This is a genomic window from Corynebacterium sp. MSK032 (genome assembly GCF_030232065.1).
GTDB classification, from domain to species: Bacteria; Actinomycetota; Actinomycetes; order Mycobacteriales; family Mycobacteriaceae; genus Corynebacterium; species Corynebacterium jeikeium_D.
Genome location: NZ_JASPJR010000004.1, coordinates 19,798 through 44,557, shown reverse-complemented (window position 1 = coordinate 44,557; position 24,760 = coordinate 19,798). Strand labels below are relative to the sequence as shown.

The 24,760-nt window shown below is 58.0% G+C and carries 20 protein-coding genes; 9 read left to right on the top strand and 11 right to left on the bottom strand.

Annotated elements, in window-relative coordinates; genetic code table 11:
• Nucleotides 1–3: 3 nt before the first annotated feature.
• On the bottom strand, nucleotides 4–1,896 hold the full coding sequence (locus tag QP995_RS03415) for a methylmalonyl-CoA mutase family protein (protein WP_048734125.1): 1,893 nt from the start codon (nucleotides 1,894–1,896) through the stop codon (nucleotides 4–6).
• 386 nt (nucleotides 1,897–2,282) lie between these two features.
• Between QP995_RS03415 and QP995_RS03410 the strand changes: the two genes are divergently transcribed.
• Complete coding sequence (locus tag QP995_RS03410; RefSeq protein WP_052317814.1) at nucleotides 2,283–2,954, top strand: TVP38/TMEM64 family protein; 672 nt, start codon at nucleotides 2,283–2,285, stop codon at nucleotides 2,952–2,954.
• Nucleotides 2,955–3,081: 127 nt separating this feature from the next.
• The gene (locus QP995_RS03405; protein WP_284852913.1) at nucleotides 3,082–3,654 is read left to right on the top strand and encodes a DNA-binding protein; all 573 of its coding nucleotides are present in this window, start codon (nucleotides 3,082–3,084) and stop codon (nucleotides 3,652–3,654) included.
• A 4-nt stretch (nucleotides 3,655–3,658) separates the two neighbouring features.
• Here the strand turns inward: QP995_RS03405 and QP995_RS03400 are convergent, their stop codons facing one another.
• The 3 genes from QP995_RS03400 to QP995_RS03390 all read right to left on the bottom strand — a co-directional run bounded on the left by QP995_RS03400 (nucleotide 3,659) and on the right by QP995_RS03390 (nucleotide 6,503).
• Nucleotides 3,659–5,059, bottom strand: coding sequence for an SPFH domain-containing protein (locus tag QP995_RS03400; protein ID WP_048734130.1), 1,401 nt, complete (start codon nucleotides 5,057–5,059; stop codon nucleotides 3,659–3,661).
• Between the two features lie 91 nt (nucleotides 5,060–5,150).
• A complete protein-coding gene (locus tag QP995_RS03395) occupies nucleotides 5,151–5,588 on the bottom strand; it encodes an NfeD family protein (protein ID WP_042388696.1) in 438 nt (145 codons plus the stop codon).
• 60 nt (nucleotides 5,589–5,648) lie between these two features.
• Complete coding sequence (locus QP995_RS03390) at nucleotides 5,649–6,503, bottom strand: DUF3097 domain-containing protein (protein WP_049170585.1); 855 nt, start codon at nucleotides 6,501–6,503, stop codon at nucleotides 5,649–5,651.
• Between the two features lie 65 nt (nucleotides 6,504–6,568).
• Here QP995_RS03390 and QP995_RS03385 point away from each other — a divergent pair, with 65 nt between their 5' ends.
• Nucleotides 6,569–7,426, top strand: a complete 858-nt coding sequence (locus QP995_RS03385) for an Rv1486c family protein (RefSeq protein WP_016422771.1) — start codon at nucleotides 6,569–6,571, stop codon at nucleotides 7,424–7,426.
• 40 nt (nucleotides 7,427–7,466) lie between these two features.
• On the opposite strand, the gene QP995_RS03380 is transcribed toward QP995_RS03385, so the two are convergent.
• The 6 genes from QP995_RS03380 to QP995_RS03355 form a co-directional block, all read right to left on the bottom strand.
• Complete coding sequence (locus QP995_RS03380) at nucleotides 7,467–8,525, bottom strand: ferrochelatase (protein ID WP_150961402.1); 1,059 nt, start codon at nucleotides 8,523–8,525, stop codon at nucleotides 7,467–7,469.
• 119 nt (nucleotides 8,526–8,644) lie between these two features.
• Nucleotides 8,645–9,637: a VWA domain-containing protein gene (locus QP995_RS03375; RefSeq protein ID WP_284852912.1), complete on the bottom strand. Its 993-nt coding sequence runs from the start codon at nucleotides 9,635–9,637 to the stop codon at nucleotides 8,645–8,647.
• Between the two features lie 115 nt (nucleotides 9,638–9,752).
• Nucleotides 9,753–10,601 carry a DUF58 domain-containing protein gene (locus QP995_RS03370; protein WP_150961398.1) on the bottom strand — a complete coding sequence of 283 codons (849 nt, stop codon included), beginning with the start codon at nucleotides 10,599–10,601 and terminating at the stop codon, nucleotides 9,753–9,755.
• Complete coding sequence (locus QP995_RS03365; RefSeq protein ID WP_016422767.1) at nucleotides 10,601–11,605, bottom strand: AAA family ATPase; 1,005 nt, start codon at nucleotides 11,603–11,605, stop codon at nucleotides 10,601–10,603. Before QP995_RS03365 ends, QP995_RS03370 begins: the two co-directional genes overlap by 1 nt.
• A 54-nt stretch (nucleotides 11,606–11,659) precedes the next feature.
• On the bottom strand, nucleotides 11,660–13,279 hold the full coding sequence (locus QP995_RS03360; protein WP_284852911.1) for a DIP1281 family NlpC/P60 protein: 1,620 nt from the start codon (nucleotides 13,277–13,279) through the stop codon (nucleotides 11,660–11,662).
• A gap of 630 nt (nucleotides 13,280–13,909) precedes the next feature.
• The gene (locus QP995_RS03355; protein ID WP_284852910.1) at nucleotides 13,910–14,419 is read right to left on the bottom strand and encodes an Rv1476 family membrane protein; all 510 of its coding nucleotides are present in this window, start codon (nucleotides 14,417–14,419) and stop codon (nucleotides 13,910–13,912) included.
• A 367-nt stretch (nucleotides 14,420–14,786) separates the two neighbouring features.
• Between QP995_RS03355 and acnA the strand changes: the two genes are divergently transcribed.
• The 6 genes from acnA to QP995_RS03325 all read left to right on the top strand — a co-directional run bounded on the left by acnA (nucleotide 14,787) and on the right by QP995_RS03325 (nucleotide 23,121).
• A complete protein-coding gene (gene acnA / locus QP995_RS03350; protein WP_080971469.1) occupies nucleotides 14,787–17,573 on the top strand; it encodes an aconitate hydratase AcnA in 2,787 nt (928 codons plus the stop codon).
• Nucleotides 17,574–17,795: 222 nt separating this feature from the next.
• On the top strand, nucleotides 17,796–18,362 hold the full coding sequence (locus QP995_RS03345) for a TetR/AcrR family transcriptional regulator (protein ID WP_016422763.1): 567 nt from the start codon (nucleotides 17,796–17,798) through the stop codon (nucleotides 18,360–18,362).
• A gap of 142 nt (nucleotides 18,363–18,504) precedes the next feature.
• A complete protein-coding gene (locus QP995_RS03340; RefSeq protein WP_070438429.1) occupies nucleotides 18,505–19,254 on the top strand; it encodes a glutamine amidotransferase-related protein in 750 nt (249 codons plus the stop codon).
• A 47-nt stretch (nucleotides 19,255–19,301) separates the two neighbouring features.
• Nucleotides 19,302–20,048 carry a glutamine amidotransferase gene (locus QP995_RS03335; RefSeq protein ID WP_083229260.1) on the top strand — a complete coding sequence of 249 codons (747 nt, stop codon included), beginning with the start codon at nucleotides 19,302–19,304 and terminating at the stop codon, nucleotides 20,046–20,048.
• Nucleotides 20,049–20,093: 45 nt separating this feature from the next.
• A complete protein-coding gene (locus QP995_RS03330) occupies nucleotides 20,094–22,370 on the top strand; it encodes a sensor histidine kinase (protein ID WP_284852909.1) in 2,277 nt (758 codons plus the stop codon).
• Complete coding sequence (locus QP995_RS03325) at nucleotides 22,363–23,121, top strand: response regulator transcription factor (RefSeq protein ID WP_224433497.1); 759 nt, start codon at nucleotides 22,363–22,365, stop codon at nucleotides 23,119–23,121. Before QP995_RS03330 ends, QP995_RS03325 begins: the two co-directional genes overlap by 8 nt.
• Here QP995_RS03325 and QP995_RS03320 read toward each other — a convergent pair.
• A complete protein-coding gene (locus tag QP995_RS03320) occupies nucleotides 23,118–24,749 on the bottom strand; it encodes an ABC-F family ATP-binding cassette domain-containing protein (protein WP_038625400.1) in 1,632 nt (543 codons plus the stop codon). The two genes, QP995_RS03325 and QP995_RS03320, sit on opposite strands and share 4 nt — an antisense overlap.
• Nucleotides 24,750–24,760: the final 11 nt, after the last annotated feature.

Below are 24,760 nucleotides of genomic sequence, written 5' to 3'. Positions count from 1 at the left end.
CCTTCACGCTCCCAGTTCGTTCAGCAGTCGGGACAGCTCCGCGACAGCATCGATGGTCATGTTCAGGTATCCGTCGGGGCGAGCGTCCTCAGCGGCATTGGCGAAGCTCTTCTCGGAGCCGGCCACCAAGACCTCCTTAGCGCCGGCGGCGCGGGCGGCCTTGACAGCGTCCTGGCCCGAGGCCTCGTACTCGCTGTCGGCTGCGCACAGCACGACAATCGGAGAGGCCTTCACTGCCTCTTCGAAACCTGCCTCGCCCGGCACAACCTGGCCGGGGTTGGCGACGGCGATACCGCCGGAAGCCAGCAGGTTGGAGGTAAAACCAGTGCGGATGTTGTGCTTGGCCAGCGGACCCAGCGGCAGCATGGCAATCAGCGGACGGTTGCCCTTTTCAGCCAGGAAGTCATCGGAGCGGTTGCGCAGCGCCTCGAAGTCGCTGGCCCAACGGCGAATCGGGTCGCCCTCCGGGCGGGCCTCAGGAGCCAGTGGGGCCTCAGCCAGGTTCGGGAACTCGTTGATGGCGGTGACCTTGGTGCGGCGGTGTGCGATGTCGGCGCGGCGCTTTTCCCAGGTAGCGTCCAGGGCGGCGCGAATATCGGCCTCCGCGGAGGCGAAACCGCCGCCGGCCTCAGTGCCGGTAAAGATCTCCCATGCCTTGTCGGCCATTTCTTCGGTCAGGTCTTCGACGAAGTAGGAGCCACCTGCTGGGTCGGCGACGTAACCAAGGTGAGACTCTTCCAGCAGCAACAGATTGGTGTTGCGAGCGATGCGAGCCTTGAAAGTCTTGGAGACGTTCGGCATGCCGCCGACAACTGCGTAATCAAACGGCAGAACCTCAACTGAGGAGGCACCGCCGACACCTGCGGCGAAGGAGGCGACAGTCACACGCAGCATGTTGACCCACGGATCGCGCTGGCTGAACATGACCGGGGCTGTCACGGCGTGCATCGGAGCGCGGCCAGCTTCAGGGGCGCCGATAACCTCAGCAACGCGGGCCCAGAGAACGCGAGCGGCGCGGAACTTCGCAATGGTGTCGAACTGGTCGTCGGTAGCGGCAAAGCGGAAAGCGATCTGGCCGAGGGCTTCTTCAGCGCTCAAGCCCGCGTCGGTCAGCGCACGCAAGTAGGCGACACCAACGGCGAGACTGTAGCCAATCTCCTGGATGTTGTTTGCACCCAGGTTGGAGAAAACAACGCCGTCGACAAGCAGGGCACGGACGTCGCCCGGCTGCTTAGCCGCCTTGACGGCCAGCTGCGTGGCCTCGTCGAGAGAAATATCGTCAATACCGGCAAAAGCGGAGGTCAGCGGAGCCGCGGAAAGCTCGACTGCGACGGCGTCCGGATTAGTCGGGTTTGCCTGCTCGATGTAGGACGTCAGTGCTTCCGCAACCTGCGCAGTCTTCTTACCGGCATGCACGGCAATCGGAGCAAGGTCGACGTAGACGTTGTTGAGCAGAGCCGGCACATCAGCGGCTTCGAGGGAGCCGGTGAAGTCCAGGCGGATGTCCGTGGTGCCGTTTTCCAGTGCAGTCAGCAGAGTCTCGTTGACGGCCTTTGGGTCAAGTGCATCCTCACCTGGGTACTGGCGACCGAAGGTTTCCCGAACGCCCCAACCGTTGGTGTTGTCCGAAGTGACCTTTGCGCCACGGACGAATGGGAACTGGCCCGGAGCTGGGCTTTCCGCGAGCTCGTCCGCGCGGGTGTAGAGCGGGCGAACATCGACACCGTCATAGGTGGTCTGAATCAGTCGTTTCCAAATATCGAGCGGTACATCTGCAACGTCTTGCTTGTGCACCCGCGCGAATACCTTGGCCACGCCCTGATACCAGGAATTCTGCAATTCCTCGAAGTTTGGTGGCAGCGTGGAAGGTGATTCGGGGGTCGTTCGGTCAGTCACGACAGACCTTCTCCCTTACATGTTCTAAGCAACGCCTCTATCAATCCATAACCGAGGAAATTCGGCTGCGACAATTTCCGAATTCTCCGCGACGGAAAGGGATTTAAAGGCGTTGGCTTCCTCCAATAGTCAATAAGAGCCACTAGTCAGACGCTAAGACTCACCCGAGTGTCCATGCACTGAACTTTTCAGCTATTTGTGCAATACCCTTACGTTCGGTTTTGTGCTGACGGGCACGTCAAGTGCTCGAGCCAAGGCATAGTGACCTTGATTCCCATCCTAGTGAAATAATGGGCAAACGCCTTTAGCCGCTGACTAGCCCTCCTCGCAGAGCCTCCAACGCGCAGGTCACACGCTTCCCCGCAATCCCCGGTAACCTCAAATGGGTGAACGTATCCGATGTGCGAATTACCCCTACACTCAAAAAGGTTCTGCTGGTGCTAGCCGTAGGTGTGGGGGTCGTCGTCACGCTGTACGTCGATGTTCCCACCGTCGCTACCATCCGGCAGTGGTCCATCGATGCCGGTGACTGGTTCCCGCTCCTCTACTTTCTCGCATACGTTGCACTGACTCAGTTCCCAATCCCCCGCACCGTATTCACTTTGGCTTCCGGAATTCTCTTCGGGCCAGTGCTCGGTTTCCTGCTGGCAATTACTGCGACGACGGTTTCTGCCCTTCTCTCCCTCTGTATTGTGCGGTTTTTGGGACGCGATTGGTTTCGCACGCACCTGACCAACCGCCGTCTTCTCAGTCTCGACCATCGGTTGGAGCAACGCGGCTGGCTCACAGTGCTCAGCTTGCGCATGATTGCTGGCGTGCCATTTTCGTTTCTCAACTACGCCTGTGGACTGTCGTCGATACGCATCGTGCCGTATATCATCGCCACTGCCCTAGGTTCGGCGCCGAACACACTCGCCGTCGTTCTGCTTGGCGACGCGCTGTTGGTCGGCTTCGACGTGCGCTTTGCGGTGGCCACGGGAATTCTGCTCGTGCTTGGCTTGCTGGGACTTCTTGCGGACGCCAAGTTCCCTGTCGTAACCGGTTCTTCGAAACGTTAAAACACCGCTTGGCGCTCTTGAGCTAGACGTGAGTTTTCGGCGAGTTGGTGTGGGGCGCCCGTGAGTGTGCGGAGGGAAGGAAAGTGTCTTAGCCCAACTGTCAAGGGGTGGGGCTAGACTAGAGCGTATGTATTCAGTCTTTGCCAGGTATCGCGGTCGATCTACTCGCAGGGCAGATCACGTTCAGGCCTCTGCGCAGGCACTTTCCGGCCTGGAAGGCGTAGGAACTGTTGAGGTTGCAGGTATCGAAGCGCTTCGCGCAGCTCCTGAAAATGCTGTGGGAGTCACCACGCTTGTGCTGGCGCTATTGGCCGCAGGTGACTGGGCGATAGGTATCGGTGTTTGTCCTCAGGACGACATTGAGCAAGCGCATCTGGCATCGAGCTCAGTCATCGGTAAGGGAGGCAGGGCCGGCACGGTAAAAACCCGCATTCGGACTAACAATCCGCGTGGTAAGGATTACTCGGAGGATATTGGTGCAGCATTCACATTGCTGCACCACGTTATCTCTCGCAGGTCCCCCGAAGGCCGCGAGGCAACTGGTTTGGTTCGCGCTGGTTATTCACAGGTAGAGGCCGCGGAAGAATTGGGAGTTTCAAAGCAGGCCGTCAATCAGCGCCTCGCAGCAGCTGGCTGGCAGGCGGAGCTGGCCGGATGGAACCTGGCCGTCCACCTGCTTCAGCGAGCTGATGAGTTATAAAAGCTTACTGCCCATTTTCTGGGGCGTAAGGGTCACGTGACCATCCTGAAAAATCTGGACGCTCGGCGGAGTGTGTACCGCCGCCTGCATTGGTATTGCCGGTGCCAGGAGCCGAGGGCAGGTCACGTTTGCCGGAAGGAACTGACGGCGCAGCCGGTGTGGCCGGCGCAGCGGGCGCAGCCGGTGTCGCAGGTTCAACCGCTGCCGGGCCGTTCTGGCCACCCAACTGTTCAGGCTGAGCGGGCTGAGCCGAATCAGCGCGGCGATTCTTCTTCCTCTCAGGGGTATTACCAGCTGCTGCAGCTACCGGATCATCAACCGGGCGGTTAGCGACCTCGTTCGCCGCGGCAACTGCACGAGCCAACTCCGGATTAGTCGACATGTCGAACCAGTTCTCGTCGCGGCCCTGCTCAGCCTCTTCCTTGGTCTCTCGGCTCACGGCCGGAGGCTCATAGCGGAAGACACCGTCGGCATCCTTCTTGCCGAAAGCCCTAGCGAAGCTCTCGAGACTGTCGCCAAACTGCGACGGAATCATCCAAACAGTATTGCCGTCCTTATTTGCCAGCTCAGGCAGCTTCTCCAGGTACTGCCAGGCAAGAATCTCAGGTGTCAACTGTGAAGCCTTAACAGCTGCGTTGACCTTCTGGATAGCGCGAGCATTACCCTGTGCCTCAAGGTAGGTAGCGGCGCGAGTACCCTCAGCGCGCAGAATGGTTGCCTGACGCTCAGCTTCAGCAGCCAGAATTGCTGCGTGCTTGTTACCTTCGGCGGCGAGAATCTGTGCCTGCTTACGGCCCTCAGCAGTTTTAATGTCGGCTTCGCGGGTACCTTCCGCAGTCAGAATCATGGCGCGCTTCTCGCGATCGGCCTTCATCTGCTTTTCCATCGACTGCTGAATCGACGGTGGCGGCTCAATGGCCTTCAGCTCCACACGAGCGATACGAAGACCCCACTTGGCAGTGGCCTCGTCCAGCTCGCCGCGCAGACGGCGGTTGATGTAGTCACGGGAAGTCAGTGTCTCTTCCAGTGTCAGGCCACCCACGACGTCGCGAAGCGTTGCGGTGGTGATCTGTTCGACGCCGAAGATGTAGTCGTCGATACCGTAAATTGCCCGATCCGGTTCGTTGACCTGGAAGGTCACGACGGTATCGATAGCCACAGTCAGGTTGTCTTCGGTGATCACTGCCTGTGGCGGGAAGGTAACCATACGCTCACGGGTATCAACCTTCTCGCGCACTCGGTCAATGATCGGGATGATGAAGTTCAGGCCGCTGTTCAGTGTCTGCGTGTATCGTCCCAGTCGCTCTACGATTGCCGCTTCACCCTGAGGAACCAGGACAATCGCTTTGAGAACCAAGGTAACAACCACGAGAATGAAAACGACGAGGATGATAAAGCCTTCCATGAGATTCCCCCGTAGCTAGAAACTGTGTGGTCAGTTATTTAATGGTCAGTAACTAAGAGTGCTCCGAGCGCCCTTTAAGTGAGTTGACTGCTCAGAGCAGCTTGTCCACTACTGCGGTATTGCCCGAAATCTCTACAATCGTGACTCTTTCCTTCGCATCGAAGGTCTGCGCAGTCAGAAGACTGCGCGCGCTCCACAACTCGCCGTTGACCTTAATCAGACCCGCTGACGAAGAAACTGGCTCGATGACCTCAGCATGACGGCCCGCTAGCAGTTCCGGACGCGACTCCAGTTCGGCGGACTTGTCCGGTTTTGCCATCTTTTTGCGCAACACAGGGCGAACTGTCAGCACAAGTGCGGCGGACACAACGGCGAAGATAACCACTGATAGCCAAAGCGGCGCTCCAAGCTGGCTCGCACCGGACGCTGCCAGTGCACCACCTCCGAGCATTAACAGTGCTAAATCTCCGACTGCGAGTTCACCGAGAACCAGTAGGAGGCTTGCTCCGAGCCAAAGGAGAGGAATCACGCCCTCACCCTACCTACTTTGCAGAACAAATGTGGGGCGAGTGGAGCCAGTATTCCGGGGTCAGTACTGCATATGTGGCTCAGTTACGAAGTCGACCAGGCGCTCAACTGCGCCAATCAAATCTGACTCCAGATCACGGTAGGTGTGTACACCTGCGTAGACACGTCGCCAGCCCTCCTTGGGGTCGTCTCCCCAGCCCAAGCGACGGCAGATTCCTGTCTTCCAGTCCTCCCCGTAGGGAACTTCCGGCCATGCCTCGATGCCTACCGACGAGGGTTTGACCGCTTGCCAGACATCGATAAACGGGTGGCCTGTGACCATCACGTGCGGGCCGAGCTGCTGAGTCATGCGGCTTTCCTTACTGCCCTCCACCAAGTGGTCTGCCAGGACTCCGACGCGGCGCTTCGGACCCGGACCAAATTCGGCCAAGCGTTCTGGAAGGTTGTCCAAGCCCTCCAGATACTCCACGACTACGCCCTCAACACGCAGATCGTGGCCCCACACCTTCTCGACGATTGCCGCGTCATGAATACCCTCGACCCAGATACGGCTGGGGAGAGCAACCTTGGCCTTGACGTTGTGGACCTTGCGCGAGCCCGATGCCGACAGATCCTGCGAGGGCTTTTTGGGTTGTGCTTTCGGACGCACCAGAGTCACAGGTTTGCCGTCGATGAGAAAACCGCGCTCGTGCATGGGAAACAGCCGAGACTTGCCGTGGCGGCCCTCCAGCCGGACGCACCAGCCGTCGAAAGTTTTCTCCAACCCGATAATTGCACCGACGAATCCGTCATAGGACGCCTCGACGACAACACCATTTTCTGCTGTCACCTCGCGTGCCGGCTGTGGGATACGACGGCGGTGGCCACGTGCGCCAGCGAACACGTCCTGATTGCGGTACGGGTCTTGAAAGCTCATGGGTACTGAGATTAACAGCATCGGTTACGGGACCAACGACACGCTGCACTAGGATGAGCTGCACTATGCAGCGCAGTGTTCTCGACCAGGTCTGGAGTCCAACTCAGCACATCGCCCTTTGGCTGGGCGCGTGGTTGTCGGGTTTGGAAAACTACGATCATCTCCTCGACGCGCTAGACTCGCTCGGCGGACCCACGTCAGTTCCGGGGACGTTCGTGCTTGCCGACGCCACGGTTCCGAATGTCATCGATTGCGACGCTGATCTCGATCGAAGCGACATGCTCCGCCTTCTTCGAGCGGTTACTGAAGCGGGAGATTGGCACAGTGACCACCGTCCCCTCGTCCGCCTCATTCTCTCCGGGCCCGGTGATGCACCTGCACTGCCTGCGGGAACCGACGCCGCTGAAGCTGCACGCGCAGCAGGCTCGGCCATTGTGATTGCGGATGCGGAGCCGGGCTGGAACCATGTGCTCATACCAGTGACAACGCCGGTGCCAGGCCTACCGCAGTGGCATTGGTACACACTGGAAGGCCACATTCCCGAGCCGGCCTATCTCTCCCCTGGCGAGGCGGATTTACAGCTGGCAGATGCGGCGCGGGTTGCGGCTGCCACGATTGCGGCGATGCCGCGTTCACCGCTGACGTCGTCAAGCAGTGGTGCCCCGAAAGTGGATCCCCGGCTGATGGTCGGCATGCTCGATGACCACCTGGACATGGCCTTTGTGCCGGATGATGTGCCGCGCCGTGCACTGGGAGTGCTCGCCAGAGCTGATCGGGTGTCGTCGATTCTGGCGGTGGCACAGGGCAGCGAGTCCGGGCACGGCAGCGCCGCGTTTGACGCGCAGCTCATCCCGCTGTGGCGAAAGATCCGGCAGGCGCGGATGAGCGCGGTGGAATACGCGATTCAGGAGTGGACCCGCTAGAGATTTGCCCTGCCCCGAGGCCCGATTGAAACCAAAGGAATCAGTGTGGGCGGCGCTTTGCCGGGGTACAACAGGATGCGGCGCAGGGAGCGCCGTTGCAGGCCGAGCCGAGTAGCGGTTCACTTCCCAGATGGCGGGGCTTGACATCTGCGATGCGCTCTTCGATGAGCTCCACGAGCATGTCAGTGAAAGTAGCCGTCGGACCAGGCGTTGCGACCCGCTCGATGACGATGTCGTGATGAGCCATTTCATCCTGAAGCTCAGCATCCAAATCCCAGGCGACCTCAACATGATCCGAGATGAAGCCAATCGGGCACACTATTGCGGATCGGAGGCCGTTGGCGACCTTCGCTTCAACGTGGTCGACGATGTCAGGCTCCAACCACGGCACGTGCTCCGGGCCAGAGCGGGACTGCCAGACGACGTCAAAGTCGGTGATACCCACTGCGTCGGCGACGAGCCGTGCTGCTTCGTTGACCTGGCGGGAGTAAAGATTTCCGCCGAGCTCTACCGGCCCGGATGCCTTGTCCGCCGAGACCGGAATAGAGTGAGCGGTGAAAATAAGCCGGGCGTCCTCACGGCGGTCATCCGGTAGCTTGGCAAACGCCTCACGCACTGCGTCTGCATAGGCTTTTATAAAGAGCGGATGATCGTAGAAGCTCCGGATTTTCTCCATGTCAAAAGCACGGTCGCCCAGAGATTCGCGCATCCGAGCAATGTCTTCGTGATACTGGCGGCAGCCGGAGTAGCCGCCCCAGGCGCTAGTGGCGAAAACGAGCGCTCGCTTAACACCGTCATCAGCCATCTTTGCCGCGGTGTCTTCAGCCATCGGATGCCAATTGCGATTGCCGAAATAAACAGGCAAGTCATAGCCACGGCGAGTGAGCTCAGCCTTAAGGTTGGAGACAATTTCGCGGTTTAAATCGTTGAGCGGGGACTTACCGCCAAAGTGCGCGTAGTGAGCACCGACTTCGTCCAACCTCTCCGGCGGAATTCCGCGGCCGCGGGTGACATTCTCCAGGAAGGGACGCACATCGGCCATCTTTTCGGGACCGCCGAAAGACAACAGCATAATAGCGTCAAAATTATCAGAAGACATAGCTAATCATGTTAGTAGCGCAGTCTGAGGACTCCATAAGACGACTGCTCAATGCCCCCGGCGTCTCCTGCCAATCGGGTTCCATACAAATCGCTTTACGACGGCACCCTAACCCAGCCCTACTGCGGAATTCGACGATTGGTCACAAGCAGTGAGCCCACGGTCACTAGCAGCATCGCGAAGGCTGCGATCAGATAGGGCCTCGGATTCTCGGCCCGCTTGAGTTCGTAACCGATGTCATCTTCCAGTGAGCCATAGGCATCGCGGAGCTGCTCGAGGGAACCAGCGCTGAAGAACTCACCTTTTGTTCGACGGGCGATTTCTCGCAGCGAATCGTCGTCGTTAGGCACTGGAATTAATTCGCCCTGAACCGTGATTGCGCCTTGCGCGGTACCGAACGAAATCGTGTTGACTGGCACCCCGGCCTTGGCGGCTTCGGCGGCGGCGGTATATGCGCCGCGGGGATCGTCGAGTTCTTGTGGGACGGTCTGTTTGCCGTCGGAAAGCAGCACGATTGTAGCTGGTGGGGCGCCTTCTCCCCCGCCCTGAACCGAGTCGCTGAACTGATTGATGGCATCCAGCGCGGCAGCGATGGCATCACCGGTCGCAGTCGCCTGATCTAACTCAGCAGCCTGGAGCGCTCGATTCACGGTGTCATGGTTGGTAGTCGGGCTGACAGCAGTGCGAGCGCGACCAGAGAACGTTACCAGGCCGATATTTAGGTCGTCGGGAAGGTTCTCCACGAACTCTTGGCCGGCTTCTTTAGCTGCAGTGATGCGGTCTGGCGCAACATCTGTGGCCGACATGGACAGCGAAACGTCGACCACCAGCATAACCGTCGCTCGGTTGCGGGCGACTTTGGTCTCCGAAATCGGACCAGCCAATGAAATGATGACCAGAACTAGCGACAACAGCGCACTGATAGCCACGACATGGCGCAGGCGTGCCGACGACTCATTCCCCAGTGACCCAACGATGGTGAAGTTGCCAAAGGCAATGGCACGTTGCTTTCGCTGCTTAGTGCTGATCCAATAGGCCACGGCTGCCACGAGAGGCAGAGCGAGTGCGAGCAGCCACCCTGGGTGCGCAAAAGTTGAGTTTAGGAACGTCATCGCGGTATCAGTTTCCTCACATCCAGTCGCCTAAACAGTCGCGTATAAACCAGTGGCTATAGCCGGTTAGTCGGTGGCCCAAAAAAGATAGCACTAACAAGCGGTTACTCAGACGCTAATGTTGGCCAATTTGTCGAGCAAAATCCAGTACCCAATCGGAATCCGTACGCAAGGTAATAACGCGAGCACGGCATTTGCGCAGTTCATTGATTACACGCTCGTGGTGGGCACGAGCCTGAGCTGTATACTCGGCGCGGGTCTTGTCGTTGATGTTGAGTTCAATGGTCTCGCCGGTTGCGGAATCCGCCATGACCACCGGGCCTTCGCCGGGCAGGGCTTCATCGGCTGGATCTACCAGGCGAATCGCCATAATCTCTGTCGAGGCCGAGGCAACGCGCAGCGGGCGCGCCCAATCGAGTGATCCAAGGAAATCCGAGATGACAACCAACAGCCCAGCGCGCGGAGCCTGAGTCATTACTGTGTCAATATCCGCTGCGAGGTTATGCTCAGCAGTCGCGTCAGCCAACTGCTTGAGCAGCATCAAGCTGTGGGCACGGCCCTGGCCCGCGGGCACTGGAGTGCCACCGGCGATTAATCCAGTTCGGGACCCCGGGGCGTCGTTAAGCATCGTTACTGCGCCGGCAGCGGCGGTGAGCAGATGTCGTTTGGTGGTATCGGCCAAGCCGGTGGACAGACGTGCGGCGGGTTCGGCTACAATCCAGCACTCCAGCTCGCGCTCGGCCTCGGAGGTGCGAACGTGCGGCACTCCAGTGCGGGCTGTCACTGCCCAGTTCATCTGGCGAACATCATCGCCGATAACATATTCGCGGGAGCCAACCGGCTCAGAGCCATCTCCAGTAGCGGTGGAGAGAAAGCTGCCGCGCAAAAGTCCGTTGAGCTTACGCGTAACAGTTAGCTCTAAGTACGCCAGGACGCGTGCAAGATCGTCTTCACGAGCTGACATTAGGAGGCAGTGCCCTCATCGGAGCCAGTGCTCGCGCCTTGGGGAAGGCGCACGTGAGACAACACGATGTCAATAATCCGTTCGGGAGTAACGCCATCGGCCAGGCCCTCATAGGAAAGGACCAAGCGATGACGCAGCACGTCGGGAAGCACGGAGACCACATCGTCCGGCACGACATAGTCGCGACCGGAAAACAGCGCGTGGGCGCGGGCAGCCGCGACAGCACCAAGAGTTGCACGCGGTGATGCGCCATAGGAAAGCCAGCGGTCGACATCCTTCAACTCCGCCCGCATCGGATTGCGGGTGAGTTCGATGACGGCCACGATGTAGTCAATCAGTGTGTGGTGGACAAAGACTTCGCGGGTAGCGCGCTGCAGTTCCCGAACACTCTCTGGGGTGAGAATCTGCTGCGCGACTGGAGGGGTGGCTCCCATGCGGTAGACAATCTCCCGCTCTTCCGCCGGAGTGGGGTAACCCACGAGGACCTTAAATAGGAAACGGTCCCGCTGGGCCTCCGGCAGTGGGTAGACACCCTGGTTTTCGATTGGGTTTTGCGTGGCCAGAACCAAAAACGGCTCCGGTACTGGCGTGGACTCCCCTGCGATGGACACCTGGTGCTCTGCCATGACTTCCAGCAGTGCCGACTGCACCTTCGCCGGTGCGCGGTTGATTTCATCAGCGAGCACGATATTTGACATGACCGGGCCGGGCTCGACAATGAACTCCGAGGTGTCCTGGCGGAAAATCCGGGTGCCGACAATATCTGATGGCACCAAATCCGGAGTGAACTGGATGCGGGAGTAGGACCCACCCATCACTGTGGCAAAAGTAGACACTGCCAGAGTTTTCGCAACACCCGGAACACCTTCGAGCAGGACATGACCTCCTGCGAGCATCGCGATGAAGAGCTGCTTAATCAGGTGCTCCTGGCCAACCACAACCTTCCCCAGCTCCGCGTATGCGCGCTCGAGGTCCGTGTGGTCAGTGGGCGTTGGGTAGGTCACAGAGAAACCCTTCTTTAGGTCGGTCGCCCGACCTGTAGAACACGTCGTTAGAAACTAGACGAGGCGGACAACGTTCGGTGTCATTCCGTTATAACGGACTGGCGAAATCTTAACCACAGAACCGGACTGCGGTGCCTCAATCATCTTGCCATCGCCCAGGTAGATAGCGACGTGGCCATGACCATTCGGGCCCCAGAACAGCAGGTCACCACGCTTCATCTGAGATGCCGGGTAGTGCTTTCCGCGCTGGTACTGGTAGCCGGTGTAGTGAGGCAGGTCAATGCCGACAGCGGCGTAGGCGTACAGAGTCAGGCCCGAGCAGTCGAAACCAATCTTGTTGTAGTCGCCGTGGGAGTCAGCTACTCCGCCGTCACGGATGCCCTTGGTCGGGCCGTTGGCGTTGCCGCCGCCCCATGCGTATGGGACACCGAGCTGCCCCATCGCGCGTGCGATGACAGTCTCGACCTTCTGGCTGGAAGAACCCGAGGTGCTCTGACCGGTCTCTGGATTCGTCGGCGCCACAGTCTGCGCCGGGGTGCCGCTTGACGACGAGCTGTCGGTGCTAGAAGATTCCGAGGTCTCGGTGGACTCAGAGGAGTCCGAAGATTCGGTCGTCTCAGAGGAACTGGTGGAGCCGGTGGAGCTGCTAGAGCCAGTGGAGCCGGTGGAGCTGTCAGAGCCAGTGGAGGCCGTAGAACCAGTCGAGTCGGTAGAGCTAGTGGAATCAGTCGAGCCCGTAGAACCAGTGGTGCTAGAGCTTTCATCTGTGGACTCAGAAGAGGAATCCTCATCAGTCTGGTTCGACTGCGCCTCGGCGCGAGTCTTAGCTGCGGCTTCCTCAGCGGCCTTCTTGGCAGCGGCGTCTTCCGCTTCCTTGCGGGCCTGCTCGTTCTCATAATTCTGGCGCTGGGAGTTCAGCTCGTTGACCGCGTTTCGGGCTGCATCCAAAGATGCCTTTGCGGCATCGCGATCGACCTGAGCCTGCTGGTAATCAGCTTGCTCCTTTTGAAGCTCCTCGTTTGCCTCGGAGTACGCGTTCTGAGCATCGGTGTTTCGCTGGTTTGCGGTGGCTTCCGCCTGCTGAGCTTCGTCACTCTTCTTGCGAAGCGTGGACTCCTGGTTAGCAGCCTCGGTTCGATTCTTATCCAGAGAGTCAACGGTCTGCTCTTGACGATCCGCTTCGCGACGCAAAGCGGACAGACGGTTAATAGCCTCGGATGCATCTCGCGCACCCTCGAGAATCGAGCCACTGGAACGTCCCTGGCGCATGATGGTGCGTGCTAGCTCGTCGAACTGCTTCTGGGCACTAGCGAGCTCAGCGCGGGAACGGTCGAGTTGGGTTCGCGCCTCGTCGACCGCCTCGCGCGCACGGTTAGCGGCATCTCGAGCGTTCTCAAGGTCCACCATGGCCTTGTTGACATCCTCGCGGAGAGTGCCCATGCGTAGCTCGAGGTCAGATACCCGGCGCTCGCTGGAAGTTACCTCGGCGACCAGGGACTGCAAGTACGACTCGGCGTTAGAGGCCGCCTCACGCGCTTGACGGATCTGGGCGTCGCTCGGATTCAGTGGTTGTGCAGCTGCGACCTGAGTGTTCGTCGCCAGAAGACCCGCCGTGATAATACCGGCAATTGGACGAGTCCAATATGATGCACGGACTTTGCGATTACTCGGCACCGCGTTACTCCTACATTTCTCCTATGGGTGCGTTCACGCCTCAGAATCGACACCAGCGACTTCCCCATCGTTGGATATCTTCCCGTTGTTGCCTCCAGGTCTTGAGTGGAACTTCGAAAAACGTCGAACCGAAACCAGAACCAAAAGCAACAGCGGCGCTCCCGCGAGTTTTCATTGGTCAATACTGGACCCTTGAGTCCACTATTGGCATCACGAAGCACTTTACGGGTCAAAAAGCTCTAAAAAAACATAAGTAACAAAATTACCAACTGTCCCCCACTTTGTAACCGTTTCGTTATATGCCGTGGCCTGCGGTTATGATGAACCCCAGTTTTCTGTGTGAATTATGTCACTATGTGATGACTTATCGGCGTGCCGGACTGCCGCGGACCTTTACCTGGGGTACCGGGCATAAGAAAAGGTCAAGCGCTCATGCTTGACCTTGGCGAAAATCGTTGACACGGTTACGGCGACTGCAACAGTGTTATCCAATTGAGATAGTGACTGAGTTCTCCACTGCTACCAGTTTTTGGGGCATTTACCCTGTCCCTTGCCGTGGGGTGGAAAACCGGGGACGGTGAATGTATTCAGTGGGGCCGTTAACTCCAGCGTCCGTCGTAAAGCGAACTCTTAGGCGGTTGGGCGTGTGTGTAGCCAGTAGAACGTCAGCCCGACGAAGAGTGCGACGATAACGACGCCTGCGATGAGGCTGTAAAGAGTCCACGGAACGACGTAGTTAGTGAGCTCGTGCAAATAGGCATCGAGACCCGCCGGATAGTCTCGCGGAGTCTCCATCATTGCGTGGTCGGCGCGTTCAATGGCTGCGCGGGGGAAATCGGCAGATGCGGTGGCCACATTGCCCGGTGTGCGCACGACAGTGGTGCCGCCGACTTGGTCCGCTACTTGGCGGGCAAAGGAAAAGATGTCGGTGTTCTTTTGTTCGGCGACGGGGTAAATCTTCTCGCTATCTAGGTAGATGATATTGAAATTGGGCACCCCCCGATTTGCTGCATCGTCGACAATTGGCTGGACTGCTTCTCGGAGCTGTGGGTTATTTGTCACGATGTTGTCGGTGCGTAGCTGAGCGACCGCCTTTTCGACGGTTTCTTTCGCTGCCTGTGAATCTGCTGGCGTATGCATTAACTGCCTTCCGTATCGTGCTCCTGTTTTGCGTGAGAATGGTTTCCACGCGCCCCAATTTGGCGGAGATGCTGCTTCGTTTGTCCTATCTATAATGGCCTGCTCTGGATGTGAACGGGGGTAGCGTGACTCGGCGCGCCGCGAGCAATCTACATACAGAACGTTCGTACTGTTATTGTTAATGCAAGGACGGTAACGCTTCCTTAAAAACGTGTGTGTGGGCTCGTGTGCCCCGCGTCGTGATTATTGCTTTAATTGGTTGATAAGGGGCGGCGTGATCGCACCTATGCCTTGTGGAGAGCCGAAATTCGAGTGCCGGACTCTTCAGTTAAGGCGACAATTCACCCGAATAGAAATGGAGCTGACTGTGGCTGAAAGCAAGAACTCTTTCAACGCCCTGCGCAAGCTTGAGGTCGGAGACAAGTCTTATGACTACTTCGCTCTTGACGCCGTGCCGGGTATGGAGAAGCTGCCTTACTCGTTGAAGGTTCTCGGTGAGAACCTGCTGCGCAACGAAGATGGCGCCAACATCACTGAGGAGCACATCAAGGCTGTCGCCAACTGGGTTCCTTCGGCTGATCCGTCGATCGAGATTCAGTTCACCCCTGCTCGCGTTATTATGCAGGACTTCACCGGCGTCGCCTGTGTTGTTGACCTGGCTACCATGCGTGAGGCTGTTAAGACTCTCGGCGGCGACCCGGATCAGGTTAACCCGCTGAACCCGGCAGAGATGGTCATCGACCACTCGGTCATCATCGAGGCCTTCGGTAGCGAAGACGCTCTGGCTAAGAACGTCGAAATTGAGTACCAGCGCAATGATGAGCGCTACAAGTTCCTCCGTTGGGGTACTGGCGCATTCTCCAACTTCCGCGTTGTTCCTCCGGGAACCGGTATTGTCCACCAGGTCAACATCGAGTACCTGGCTCGCGTCGTCTTCGAGAACAACGGCCTGGCATACCCGGACACCTGTGTTGGTACTGACTCTCACACGACCATGCAGAACGGCCTGGGCATCCTGGGCTGGGGTGTCGGTGGTATTGAGGCTGAGGCCGCAATGCTTGGCCAGCCAATCTCCATGCTCATTCCGCGCGTCGTTGGCTTCAAGCTGACTGGCGACATTCAGCCGGGTGTTACCGCAACCGACGTTGTGCTCACCGTCACCGATATGCTGCGCCAGCACGGCGTCGTCGGCAAGTTCGTAGAGTTCTACGGCGCTGGCGTCTCCAAGCTGCCGCTGGCCAACCGTGCGACCATCGGTAACATGTCGCCAGAGTTCGGTTCCACCGCCGCAATCTTCCCGATCGACGATGAGACCGTCAAGTACCTGGCCCTGACTGGCCGTGACAAGGAGACCCTGGAGCGCGTCGAGGCTTACGCCAAGGCTCAGGGCATGTGGTTGGACGAGAACACTCCGGAGGCTGAGTACTCCGAGTACCTCGAGCTGGACCTGTCCACCGTCGTTCCGTCCATCGCTGGCCCGAAGCGCCCGCAGGACCGCATCGAGTTGGCTTCCGCCAAGGAGCAGTTCCGCAAGGACCTGCACAACTACTCCGACGGCGAGATTAAGGGCGCTGTCAAGGCTTCCGCACCGACCTCCGAGCTGGCCGCAGACTACAACGAGTCCCGCGAGGGCCACGGCGAGTCCGCCGCTAACGGCGCTGAAGGTCGCCCGAGCTCCCCGATTACCGTCACTTCCCCGAAGGGCGGCGAGTACACGCTCGACCACGGTATGGTCGCTATCGCTTCCATCACCTCTTGTACCAACACCTCCAACCCGTCGGTCATGATTGGTGCTGGTCTGTTGGCACGCAAGGCAGTCGAGAAGGGTCTGCAGGCTAAGCCGTGGGTCAAGACCATTTGTGCTCCGGGCTCCCAGGTTGTTAACGGCTACTTCAAGCGTGCTGACCTGTGGAAGGACCTCGAGGCTCTGGGCTTCTACCTGTCCGGCTTCGGTTGTGCAACCTGTATCGGTAACTCCGGTCCGCTGCCGGCTGAGATTTCCTCCGCCATCAACGAGGCCGACCTGGCTGCTACCGCGGTTCTGTCCGGTAACCGTAACTTCGAAGGCCGCATCTCCCCTGACGTGAAGATGAACTACCTGGCCTCCCCGATCCTGGTTATCGCCTACTCGATCGCCGGTACCATGGACTTCGACTTTGAAACCGACGCCCTGGGTCAGGACGCAGAGGGCAACGATGTCTTCCTGCGCGACATTTGGCCGTCCACCGAAGAGATCGAAGCAACCATCGAGGCCTCCATCTCTTCCGAGCTGTACGACGAGGACTACAAGGATGTCTTCGCTGGTGACGAGCGCTGGCAGAACCTGCCGACCCCGGAGGGCAAGACCTTCGCTTGGGACGACAAGTCCTCCTACATCCGCAAGGCACCGTACTTCGACGAGATGGAAATGGAGCCGGCACCGGTTTCCGACATCAAGGGCGCTCGCGTCCTTGCTGCCCTGGGTGACTCGGTGACCACCGACCACATCTCCCCGGCTTCCTCCATTAAGCCGGGCACCCCGGCTGCTCAGTACCTCGACTCCATGGGCGTTGAGCGCAAGGACTACAACTCCCTGGGTTCCCGTCGTGGTAACCACGAGGTCATGGTGCGCGGCACCTTCGCTAACATCCGCCTGCAGAACCAGCTGCTTGACGGTGTTACCGGTGGCTACACCCGCGACTTCACCCAGGAGGGTGGCCCGCAGGCCTTCATCTACGACGCTGCCATGAACTACAAGGAGGCTGGCACTCCGCTGGTCGTCGTTGGTGGTAAGGAATACGGCACCGGTTCCTCCCGTGACTGGGCAGCTAAGGGCACCCTGCTGCTGGGCGTCAAGGCTGTTATCGCTGAGTCCTTCGAGCGTATCCACCGCTCGAACCTCATCGGCATGGGCGTTGTTCCGCTGCAGTTCCCGGAGGGTGAGTCCTGGAAGTCCCTGGGCATCGATGGCACTGAGACCTTCGACATCGCTGGTCTGGAGGAGCTGAACAACGGCTCCATCCCGAAGACCGTCAAGGTTACGGTTACCAAGGAAAACGGCGAGTCCTTCGACTTCGACGCTGTGGTCCGCATCGATACCCCTGGTGAGGCTGACTACTACCGCCACGGCGGTATTCTGCAGTACGTCCTGCGCAACATGATCAAGGGCAACTAGTTTCCCTTTGACTCGTGCGCGCTAGGGCTTGTTACAAGCAGCGCTTCTAGAGGCCGGTAGGTAGCGCTAGCCCGCGGATTCATACCCCACGGGCTAGCGCCCTGCCGGCCTCGGGTTTCTCTACCCCAACCAAAATGAGGCTTGGGAAGTATAGGAATGGCGCTGCCACGTCATGCAGTGAAACATGTCCCTGGGCGTCGCCGGCAAGAAAAGAGTTTCCTTATGCCAAAAGTGAGTAACCAGGATTTAGCTCAACGGCGGCACGAAATTCTCGACGGCGCTCGGCAGTGCTTTGCAGAATTCGGCTACGACGGCGCAACGGTCTCTCGTCTGGAGTCCGCTACCGGTAAGTCTCGCGGTGCTATTTTCCATCACTTCGGATCCAAAGAAGGTCTGTTCTTAGCATTGGCCGAAGAAGATGCCGCAAATATGGCGGAAGTCGCGGAGGCTTCCGGCTTAGTGGAAGTAATGCGTGACATCGTGGCGAACCCAGACAAGCATGGCTGGCTGGGAACTCGCCTTGAGATTGCCCGTCGCCTTCGCAGCGATCCGGAGTTTAAGGGCCAATGGTTGGGTCATCAGGATCAATTGGATGACGCTGTTGCCCACCGATTGACCCAGACATCCTCATCCGGCTCCCTACGGTCGGATTATTCGGTTCGCACGATGCAGCTTTTTCTCGAGCTGATGCTCGATGGCATCATCGTTCGTCTGGCATCTGGTCGCACTGTCGACGAATTGGATTCCGTGCTTGATTTAGTTGAAGACAGCTTACGGCGCAAGGACTAGCCACTCAGGCTAGGCCTGATAGCGTGCCGTGCAACCCGCTCCCCTAATACGGGAGCGGGTTCTGGCTTTCTTCCGTACATTTATCCCGTTTGACCGGTGACAATGCATAGATTTCACCCAATATGGACTAAGCTGTCTATTTATGAGTGTGGGTAAGTTTTTGTTGGTGGCGCTCCGCCCCGCAGATGGTGCGGGGCAAGCCGAGTACCAGGACTTTCTGGATTCCACCGGGCTTGAGCCCAGCCAGTTGGATCTGTTTACCATCGACGCTGTCGGCGCTAAGTTGCCCGACCTGACCTCCTATGACGGCGTATTCGTCGGAGGCAGCCCATTTAACATCACCGACCTTGAGCATTCGGGGCTGCAGAAGTATTCGCACGATGTGCTTTACGACGTACTTAGGAGTCCTGTCCCCGCACTGCTTATCTGCTACGGCGCTAGCTACACGGCCTTTACTTCGGGCGGTTTGGTTAACCTGCGTCACGGCGAAGTAGCGGGTTCTACCCGGGTAGAGCTCACCGAAGCCGCCACTCAGGATCCAATAGCTTCGGTGTTGCCTCCGGTTTTTTATGCGTTGACTGGCCACAAGGAATCCGTTGCGGAACTTCCAAATCACGCGACTTTGCTTGCCACAGGCCCAACCTGTCCGGTGCAGATGTACTCGATCGGATCGAATAACTGGGTTACCCAATTTCATCCGGAGATGAATGCCAACGGACTGCTCCGCAGAATGTCTTTCTACACCGACGTCGGTTACTTTGACCCGGAGGAAGTCGATGCGATTCGACTAAAGGTATCTGATGTGGACCTCCAGGCCGTCTCGTCAATCATCCCCCGATTTATGCACGTATGTACGCATGCAGCCAATCCGAGCCTGCTAGTGGTGCAGTAGTCTCCGTCCCCCTCTAGCTCCCTTTTTCACGAAATTTGTTCCCGCAAATGTCTACCTCCGCCAAGCCCTTCCTCTTGCTTTCCACACGCGGCGAAGATGCCGCAGCTCACGCTGAACATCTCTCATTTGCCAGGAGGTGTGCATTGGCGCCGGCAAAGTTGCATCAAATTCGCCTGGAACAGTCTCGTCCGGGGAATCTGAATCTAGATAACTACTCGGGCGTAATCGTTGGCGGAGGTCCCTTTAACGCCTCTGATGACGATAAGAGCTATCTACAGAAGGAAGTCGAAACCTGGTTCGAGGATTTGTTGGCAGAAGTGCTCGAACGAGACTTCCCCTTCTTCGGAGCTTGTTATGGCGTCGGCCTGCTCGGTACTGCTGGCCATGGCCGTGTCTCCCGCAAGCACGGGGAGCAGGCAGCTGTAATCGAAGTAGCTGCAACTCCAGATGGCGAATCAGATCCAATTCTTGATGGTTTACCGGCCCACTTTCACGCCATCGTCGGCCACAAGGAGGCCATCGAAGAACTGCCTGGCGACGCTACGTTGTTGGCAACTGGAAAGGACTGCCCCGTACAGATGTTTCGGTTGGGCCGCAATGCATATGCGACGCAGTTTCACCCGGAATTAGATGCCAACACGTTTGCCCAGCGTCTCCAGATTTACGCAAATGAGGGCTACTATTTACCAGGAACAGATCTTGAAGCGGTGTCGGCCGCGCGACAGTTGGATGTTGCTCGAAGTGGGCGTATTCTTCAGAATTTCGCTCGGCTTCATACCGCATGTAGAGACTAATTAGTTTTATCTAGTGGCAATAAGCAAAAGGAATGTGATTGTCGCATGGAGAGGTGGAATCCCGATTCGGCACTTGCCGGACAGTCACCATCAATTGAAATGTCTGTGCTGCGATCCGGCGCGATTATTATTGCCGTCACCGGCTTTTTGTGGCAGGTTGAATCGGCTGTTCGTTCTGTCCCCTTTGAAAACTTTCTGAGCCACTGGTTCCCTTTTGCATCACTGCTCATATTCATTCTCAGCGATATGTTGCTGATTTGGGCTGTGATTAATAATACGCGGCGAGGCCTTATTACCGCACTGCGTGTGCCGATGTACATCATGTTGGTTTTCCTGATGTTGGTTTCAACCTATTGGGATCTCCCTCATAACGTCGTTGGAAATGCGCTCTGGTATAGCCCATTTTCAGGTTTAGCCCTCGCTGCATTTGCTCTGACAGTGCCACTCCACATCAGTTTGTCCGTGATGGTATTTGTTCCCGGACTTATTGCGGTCATTAATTCGTGGTTGCTGGGACACACTTTTTGGCTCGACATGTTGTCGGATGTCGGATTCAATCTCATCAACACTTTTCCATTTGTGATTATTGCGGGCTCTGCACAACCCGTCGCAAGACTTATTGACTTCACCTACGAGAACTCTCGAAAGGTGAATGAGAGAGCGGAGCGCATGCGTGTCCGCGGCGAGGCGATGAGCAGCTTCAACGCCTATGTCCATGACTATGTATTGGCCGCATTGTCTGCAATTGGTAAGGGCTCTAAGATTGACTTCTCGCTAGACGAGCAGACCGGGCTGTTTTTCTCGCCTCGGCAAACAGTAAGCGGTAGAACTTTTGCGGAGTCCGTACGAGCGCAATTGATGTCGGTGAGCCCCGACATTGGGGTAACGCTAGATACCAGCGAAGAAGGCGGTCCAGTTCGGCTGCCAGGAGAAGTTGCTAACACGTTCCTATTAGCCGCAACCGAGGTGGCAAATAATGCCAAGCGTCACGCAGGTGCCGCAGCGGAAAAGAAATGCCACATTCGTGTTGCCTCGGGAGAGGTGTCTATTGGTTTTCGTGACGATGGCACCGGGTTCGACCCCGAGGGAATTGACCCGCATCGTGCAGGTATCCGGTTGAGCGTTAAAGGGCGAATGGAGGCCCTTCGCGGTGGAGATGCTCTCGTTAATTCAAAGCCTGGGAAAGGTACTCAGGTTATTCTCAAATGGCACGGTAATACCTCTCCTGTGGAAGAGGAAGATGTAGTCGATTCCTCCGCTCACACGACATCGCTGTATGACCTCATGGGAATGTCAATTGTTTTTTCCTGGCAGTTCTACGGCGCGATCGTCGGCGTGTTGTTCATGGTTCTAGTCAGTAATGGACAATTATTTACCGCGGCCGGGCAAATCAGTCTGGCATTAGCGATCGGCCTTCTCGGGCTGATTATGTATGGCCGCCATTCACAATTGCCGTTAGCCCGTGCAATTGTAACTGGTGTCGCGATCGTTGTATTAGCTGTCGTGGGGCTCTACCAGCCCATTCCAAATAATTTGGAATGGTCGTATTTCTGGCACTTTAGCTTAATTTCTTTTGCATCTGCATTGCTCGCCATCCGCGGCCGCCCCTGGGTTGCGCTGAATTCAGTGCTCGGTGGCGCGATCATGGTGGAACTTCTCAAGTTCTTCCCCTTTGCCCCCTCGGATACGACCCACATCAGTATCTCTGGAGTTGACCTGTTAGTTCGCTCCGTGATGTTGGTCGCGGGAATTTTGACGTCCATCATGGTCCGCTTTTTTATGCGCACCGTTCCGCAGTCTATTCAGGATTATAATCGTGCGCTGTACGCTGCCGGGGCCGCCAAAGAGTACGAAATTAGCAGCCAGAGTAACTACGAATGGCTGCAGCGCCGGGTCGGCCCCATTTTTAGCGCCGCTGCAGTTTTGGAAGAACCGACCCCGCGACTGCAGTTGCGTGCGCGGCTTACAGAGCAGCTTCTCCGAGACGTCCTACGTTCGCCGCATCTAAATGTTGGGTCCCTTCACCAAGCTGTTTGGGACGCCCGCGCAAGAGGTGTTCATGTCCGGCTCCTCGATGACCGCAATCACACGCAGGCCGTTTCCGATAGCACCGATGTGCGCCGTATTCCGCTTGTCGACGACGATTCCGCGGTGGCCAAGTTGATGCCGAACTTCCTCGAAGCAATCGATAACGCCGAAGAAGGATCGGTAACAATTCGCCTATTGCCCCCGGGCAGACGTGCATTTGCATCTATTTCTGATGACAATGGAGTGCAAAGGTTTGATGAAGCCGGTGAGAGGATAGTGATGTCACGTGACTAGGGAGAATATTGCGGGAATGAGCAATGCTTCCATCGACGTCTCGGCTGCAATTGACTCCGACAACATCGGAGATTACAGCGTGCAGTCGGATCGTTTGCTTCGCGTTGCTGCGATTGATGATCATGCCTTGACTCTGCAGGGGCTCGAAACCCTGCTTTCTGCAGAGCCAGACTTTGAGCTCGTCGGCTGTTATCAAACTGTGCCGGAGCTACTGGCCGATGTGGGCACCGATGACCGCCTGGATGTGGTCGTGCTGGATCTACGGCTGGCGGATAATTCAGATCCAGCGCAGAACGTTCTGTCGCTGGAATTGGTTACCGATCACGTGCTCATCCTCTCGTCAGCTGAAAGCCCATACCTTGTCCGAAAGGCAGTGCGTACCGGAGTAATGGGGGTTGTGCAGAAATCGGAAACCCCGGAGACAATCGTGTCTGCAGTACGGCTGGCGGCACTTGGCAAGGGCGCGCTGACTACAGAATGGGCATCGGTAGTTGACTCTGATCCCCTGCTCGACTCTGTCGATTTGTCAGAACGCCAGCGTGAGGTACTGGAGCTTTACGCCTCCGGTGAGTCGACGAAGCGAGTCGCGTCGATGACAGGGCTGACACCGAACACCGTGTTGGACTACTTGGGTCGTATTCGAGCCAAGTATGCGGCAGCTGGCCGGGCCGAGAACAGCCTTAACAAGTCGGAGATGTATAGGCTCGCGCAGCAGGACGGTTACCTGCCAGGGCCAATGGATCCGTCTTAAGCCAGCTCGACGATTTCCATGTAGTCGTCGCTCCAGAGGTCTTCGGTGCCGTCGGGAAGCACGATGACGCGCTCGGGCTCTAGCGCCTTGACCGCACCTGGATCGTGGGTAACCAGAACGACGGCCCCGGTGTAAGTGCGAAGTGCATCGAGAACCTGTTCGCGGGACTGCGGGTCGAGGTTGTTAGTGGGCTCGTCGAGAAGCAGGACGTTTGCGCGGGAGCTAACCAGCGTCGCCAGCGCCAGACGCGTCTTCTCACCACCGGAGAGGGTTCCCGCTGGCTGCTGCAGCTTGTCGCCGGAGAACATAAAGGCACCGAGCAGGCTCCGCAGCTCCGGCTCGTTGACGTCAGGGCAGGCGTAGACGGTGTTTTCCCAGACAGTCTTGTCCGGATCAATCGTGTCGTGCTCCTGGGCGAAGTAGCCGATGCGCAGGCCGTGGCCGGAGACAATGCCGCCTTCGCCATCGGTGCGCTCCACACCGGCGAGTAGCTTCAGCAGCGTCGTCTTACCAGCACCATTGAAGCCGAGGACAACCACGCGGGAACCCTTGTCAATCGCAAGATCAACACCGGCGAAGACCTCCAACGAGCCATACATCTTGGTCAGTCCCGTGGCGTTGAGCGGAGTCTTGCCACAGGGGGCCGGCTCTGGGAAGGAAATGTGGGCGACTTTATCCTCGACGCGGACCTCGTCGAGACTGTCCATCATGCGCTCAGCACGAGCCACCATCTGCTTGGCCGCACGGGCCTTCGTCGCCTTCGCGCCTAGCTTCTCGGCCTGCTTGCGCAGTGCGCTGGCTTTCTTCTCCGCGTTAGCGAACTCACGGCGACGTCGAGCCTCATCGGTCGCGCGTGCCGACAGGTAGTTCTTCCAGCCCATGTTGTACACATCAGCTTCGGCGCGCACCGCATCGAGGAACCAGACTTTGTTACACACGGCCTCGAGCAGCTCGACATCGTGCGAAATCATAATCAAGCCGCCCTCATGCTTACTGAGGAATTCGCGCAGCCAGGTAATCGAATCCGCATCGAGGTGGTTCGTCGGTTCGTCGAGAAGCAGCGTCGTGGCGGACTTGCCCGAGCCTTCGGTAGCGGCGAAGAGAATCTGCGCAAGCTCGACGCGGCGGCGCTGACCACCCGAAAGCGTCTTCAGCGGCTGGTCGAGTACGCGCTCCGGCAACCCCAGCGCGTCGCAAATGCGGGCTGCCTCGGCGTTCGCCTCGTAGCCGCCGAGGTCGTGGTAGCGCTCCTCGAGACGCGAAAACTTCCGAATCGCCGCATCGCGTTTCGTGTCGGTGGTCGCGGTCTCCATGATCTCCTGTTGGCGATCCATGCTGCGGCGGATTTGGTCAAGACCTCGCGCCGACAGCACACGGTCGCGGGCGGAGATGTCGATGTTGCCCTCGCGCGAGTCCTGTGGCAGGTAACCAATCGAGCCAGAGCGCACTACTGAACCGCCGTAGGGTTCAGTTTCACCGGAGAGAATACGCATAGTCGTCGTTTTGCCAGCACCATTTCGCCCGACGAGTCCAATCCGGTCTCCCGGCTGGACGCGCAGCTGCTCACCCGGCGCAGTGAGCAGGGTACGGGCGCCGACTCGGACTTCAAGGTCATGGGTCACAATCACGAACGAGTAGC

Coding starts and splice junctions, on each gene's coding strand:
- QP995_RS03345 (WP_016422763.1), top strand. CDS start 17,796: ATGCCAAAAGTGAGTAACCAGGATTTAGCTCAACGGCGGCACGAAATT.
- QP995_RS03400 (WP_048734130.1), bottom strand. CDS start 5,059: ATGGAAGGCTTTATCATCCTCGTCGTTTTCATTCTCGTGGTTGTTACC.
- QP995_RS03390 (WP_049170585.1), bottom strand. CDS start 6,503: ATGAGCTTTCAAGACCCGTACCGCAATCAGGACGTGTTCGCTGGCGCA.
- QP995_RS03370 (WP_150961398.1), bottom strand. CDS start 10,601: ATGTCAGCTCGTGAAGACGATCTTGCACGCGTCCTGGCGTACTTAGAG.
- QP995_RS03335 (WP_083229260.1), top strand. CDS start 19,302: ATGTCTACCTCCGCCAAGCCCTTCCTCTTGCTTTCCACACGCGGCGAA.
- QP995_RS03355 (WP_284852910.1), bottom strand. CDS start 14,419: ATGCATACGCCAGCAGATTCACAGGCAGCGAAAGAAACCGTCGAAAAG.
- QP995_RS03375 (WP_284852912.1), bottom strand. CDS start 9,637: ATGACGTTCCTAAACTCAACTTTTGCGCACCCAGGGTGGCTGCTCGCA.
- QP995_RS03330 (WP_284852909.1), top strand. CDS start 20,094: ATGGAGAGGTGGAATCCCGATTCGGCACTTGCCGGACAGTCACCATCA.
- QP995_RS03405 (WP_284852913.1), top strand. CDS start 3,082: ATGTATTCAGTCTTTGCCAGGTATCGCGGTCGATCTACTCGCAGGGCA.
- QP995_RS03385 (WP_016422771.1), top strand. CDS start 6,569: ATGCAGCGCAGTGTTCTCGACCAGGTCTGGAGTCCAACTCAGCACATC.
- QP995_RS03340 (WP_070438429.1), top strand. CDS start 18,505: ATGAGTGTGGGTAAGTTTTTGTTGGTGGCGCTCCGCCCCGCAGATGGT.
- QP995_RS03380 (WP_150961402.1), bottom strand. CDS start 8,525: ATGTCTTCTGATAATTTTGACGCTATTATGCTGTTGTCTTTCGGCGGT.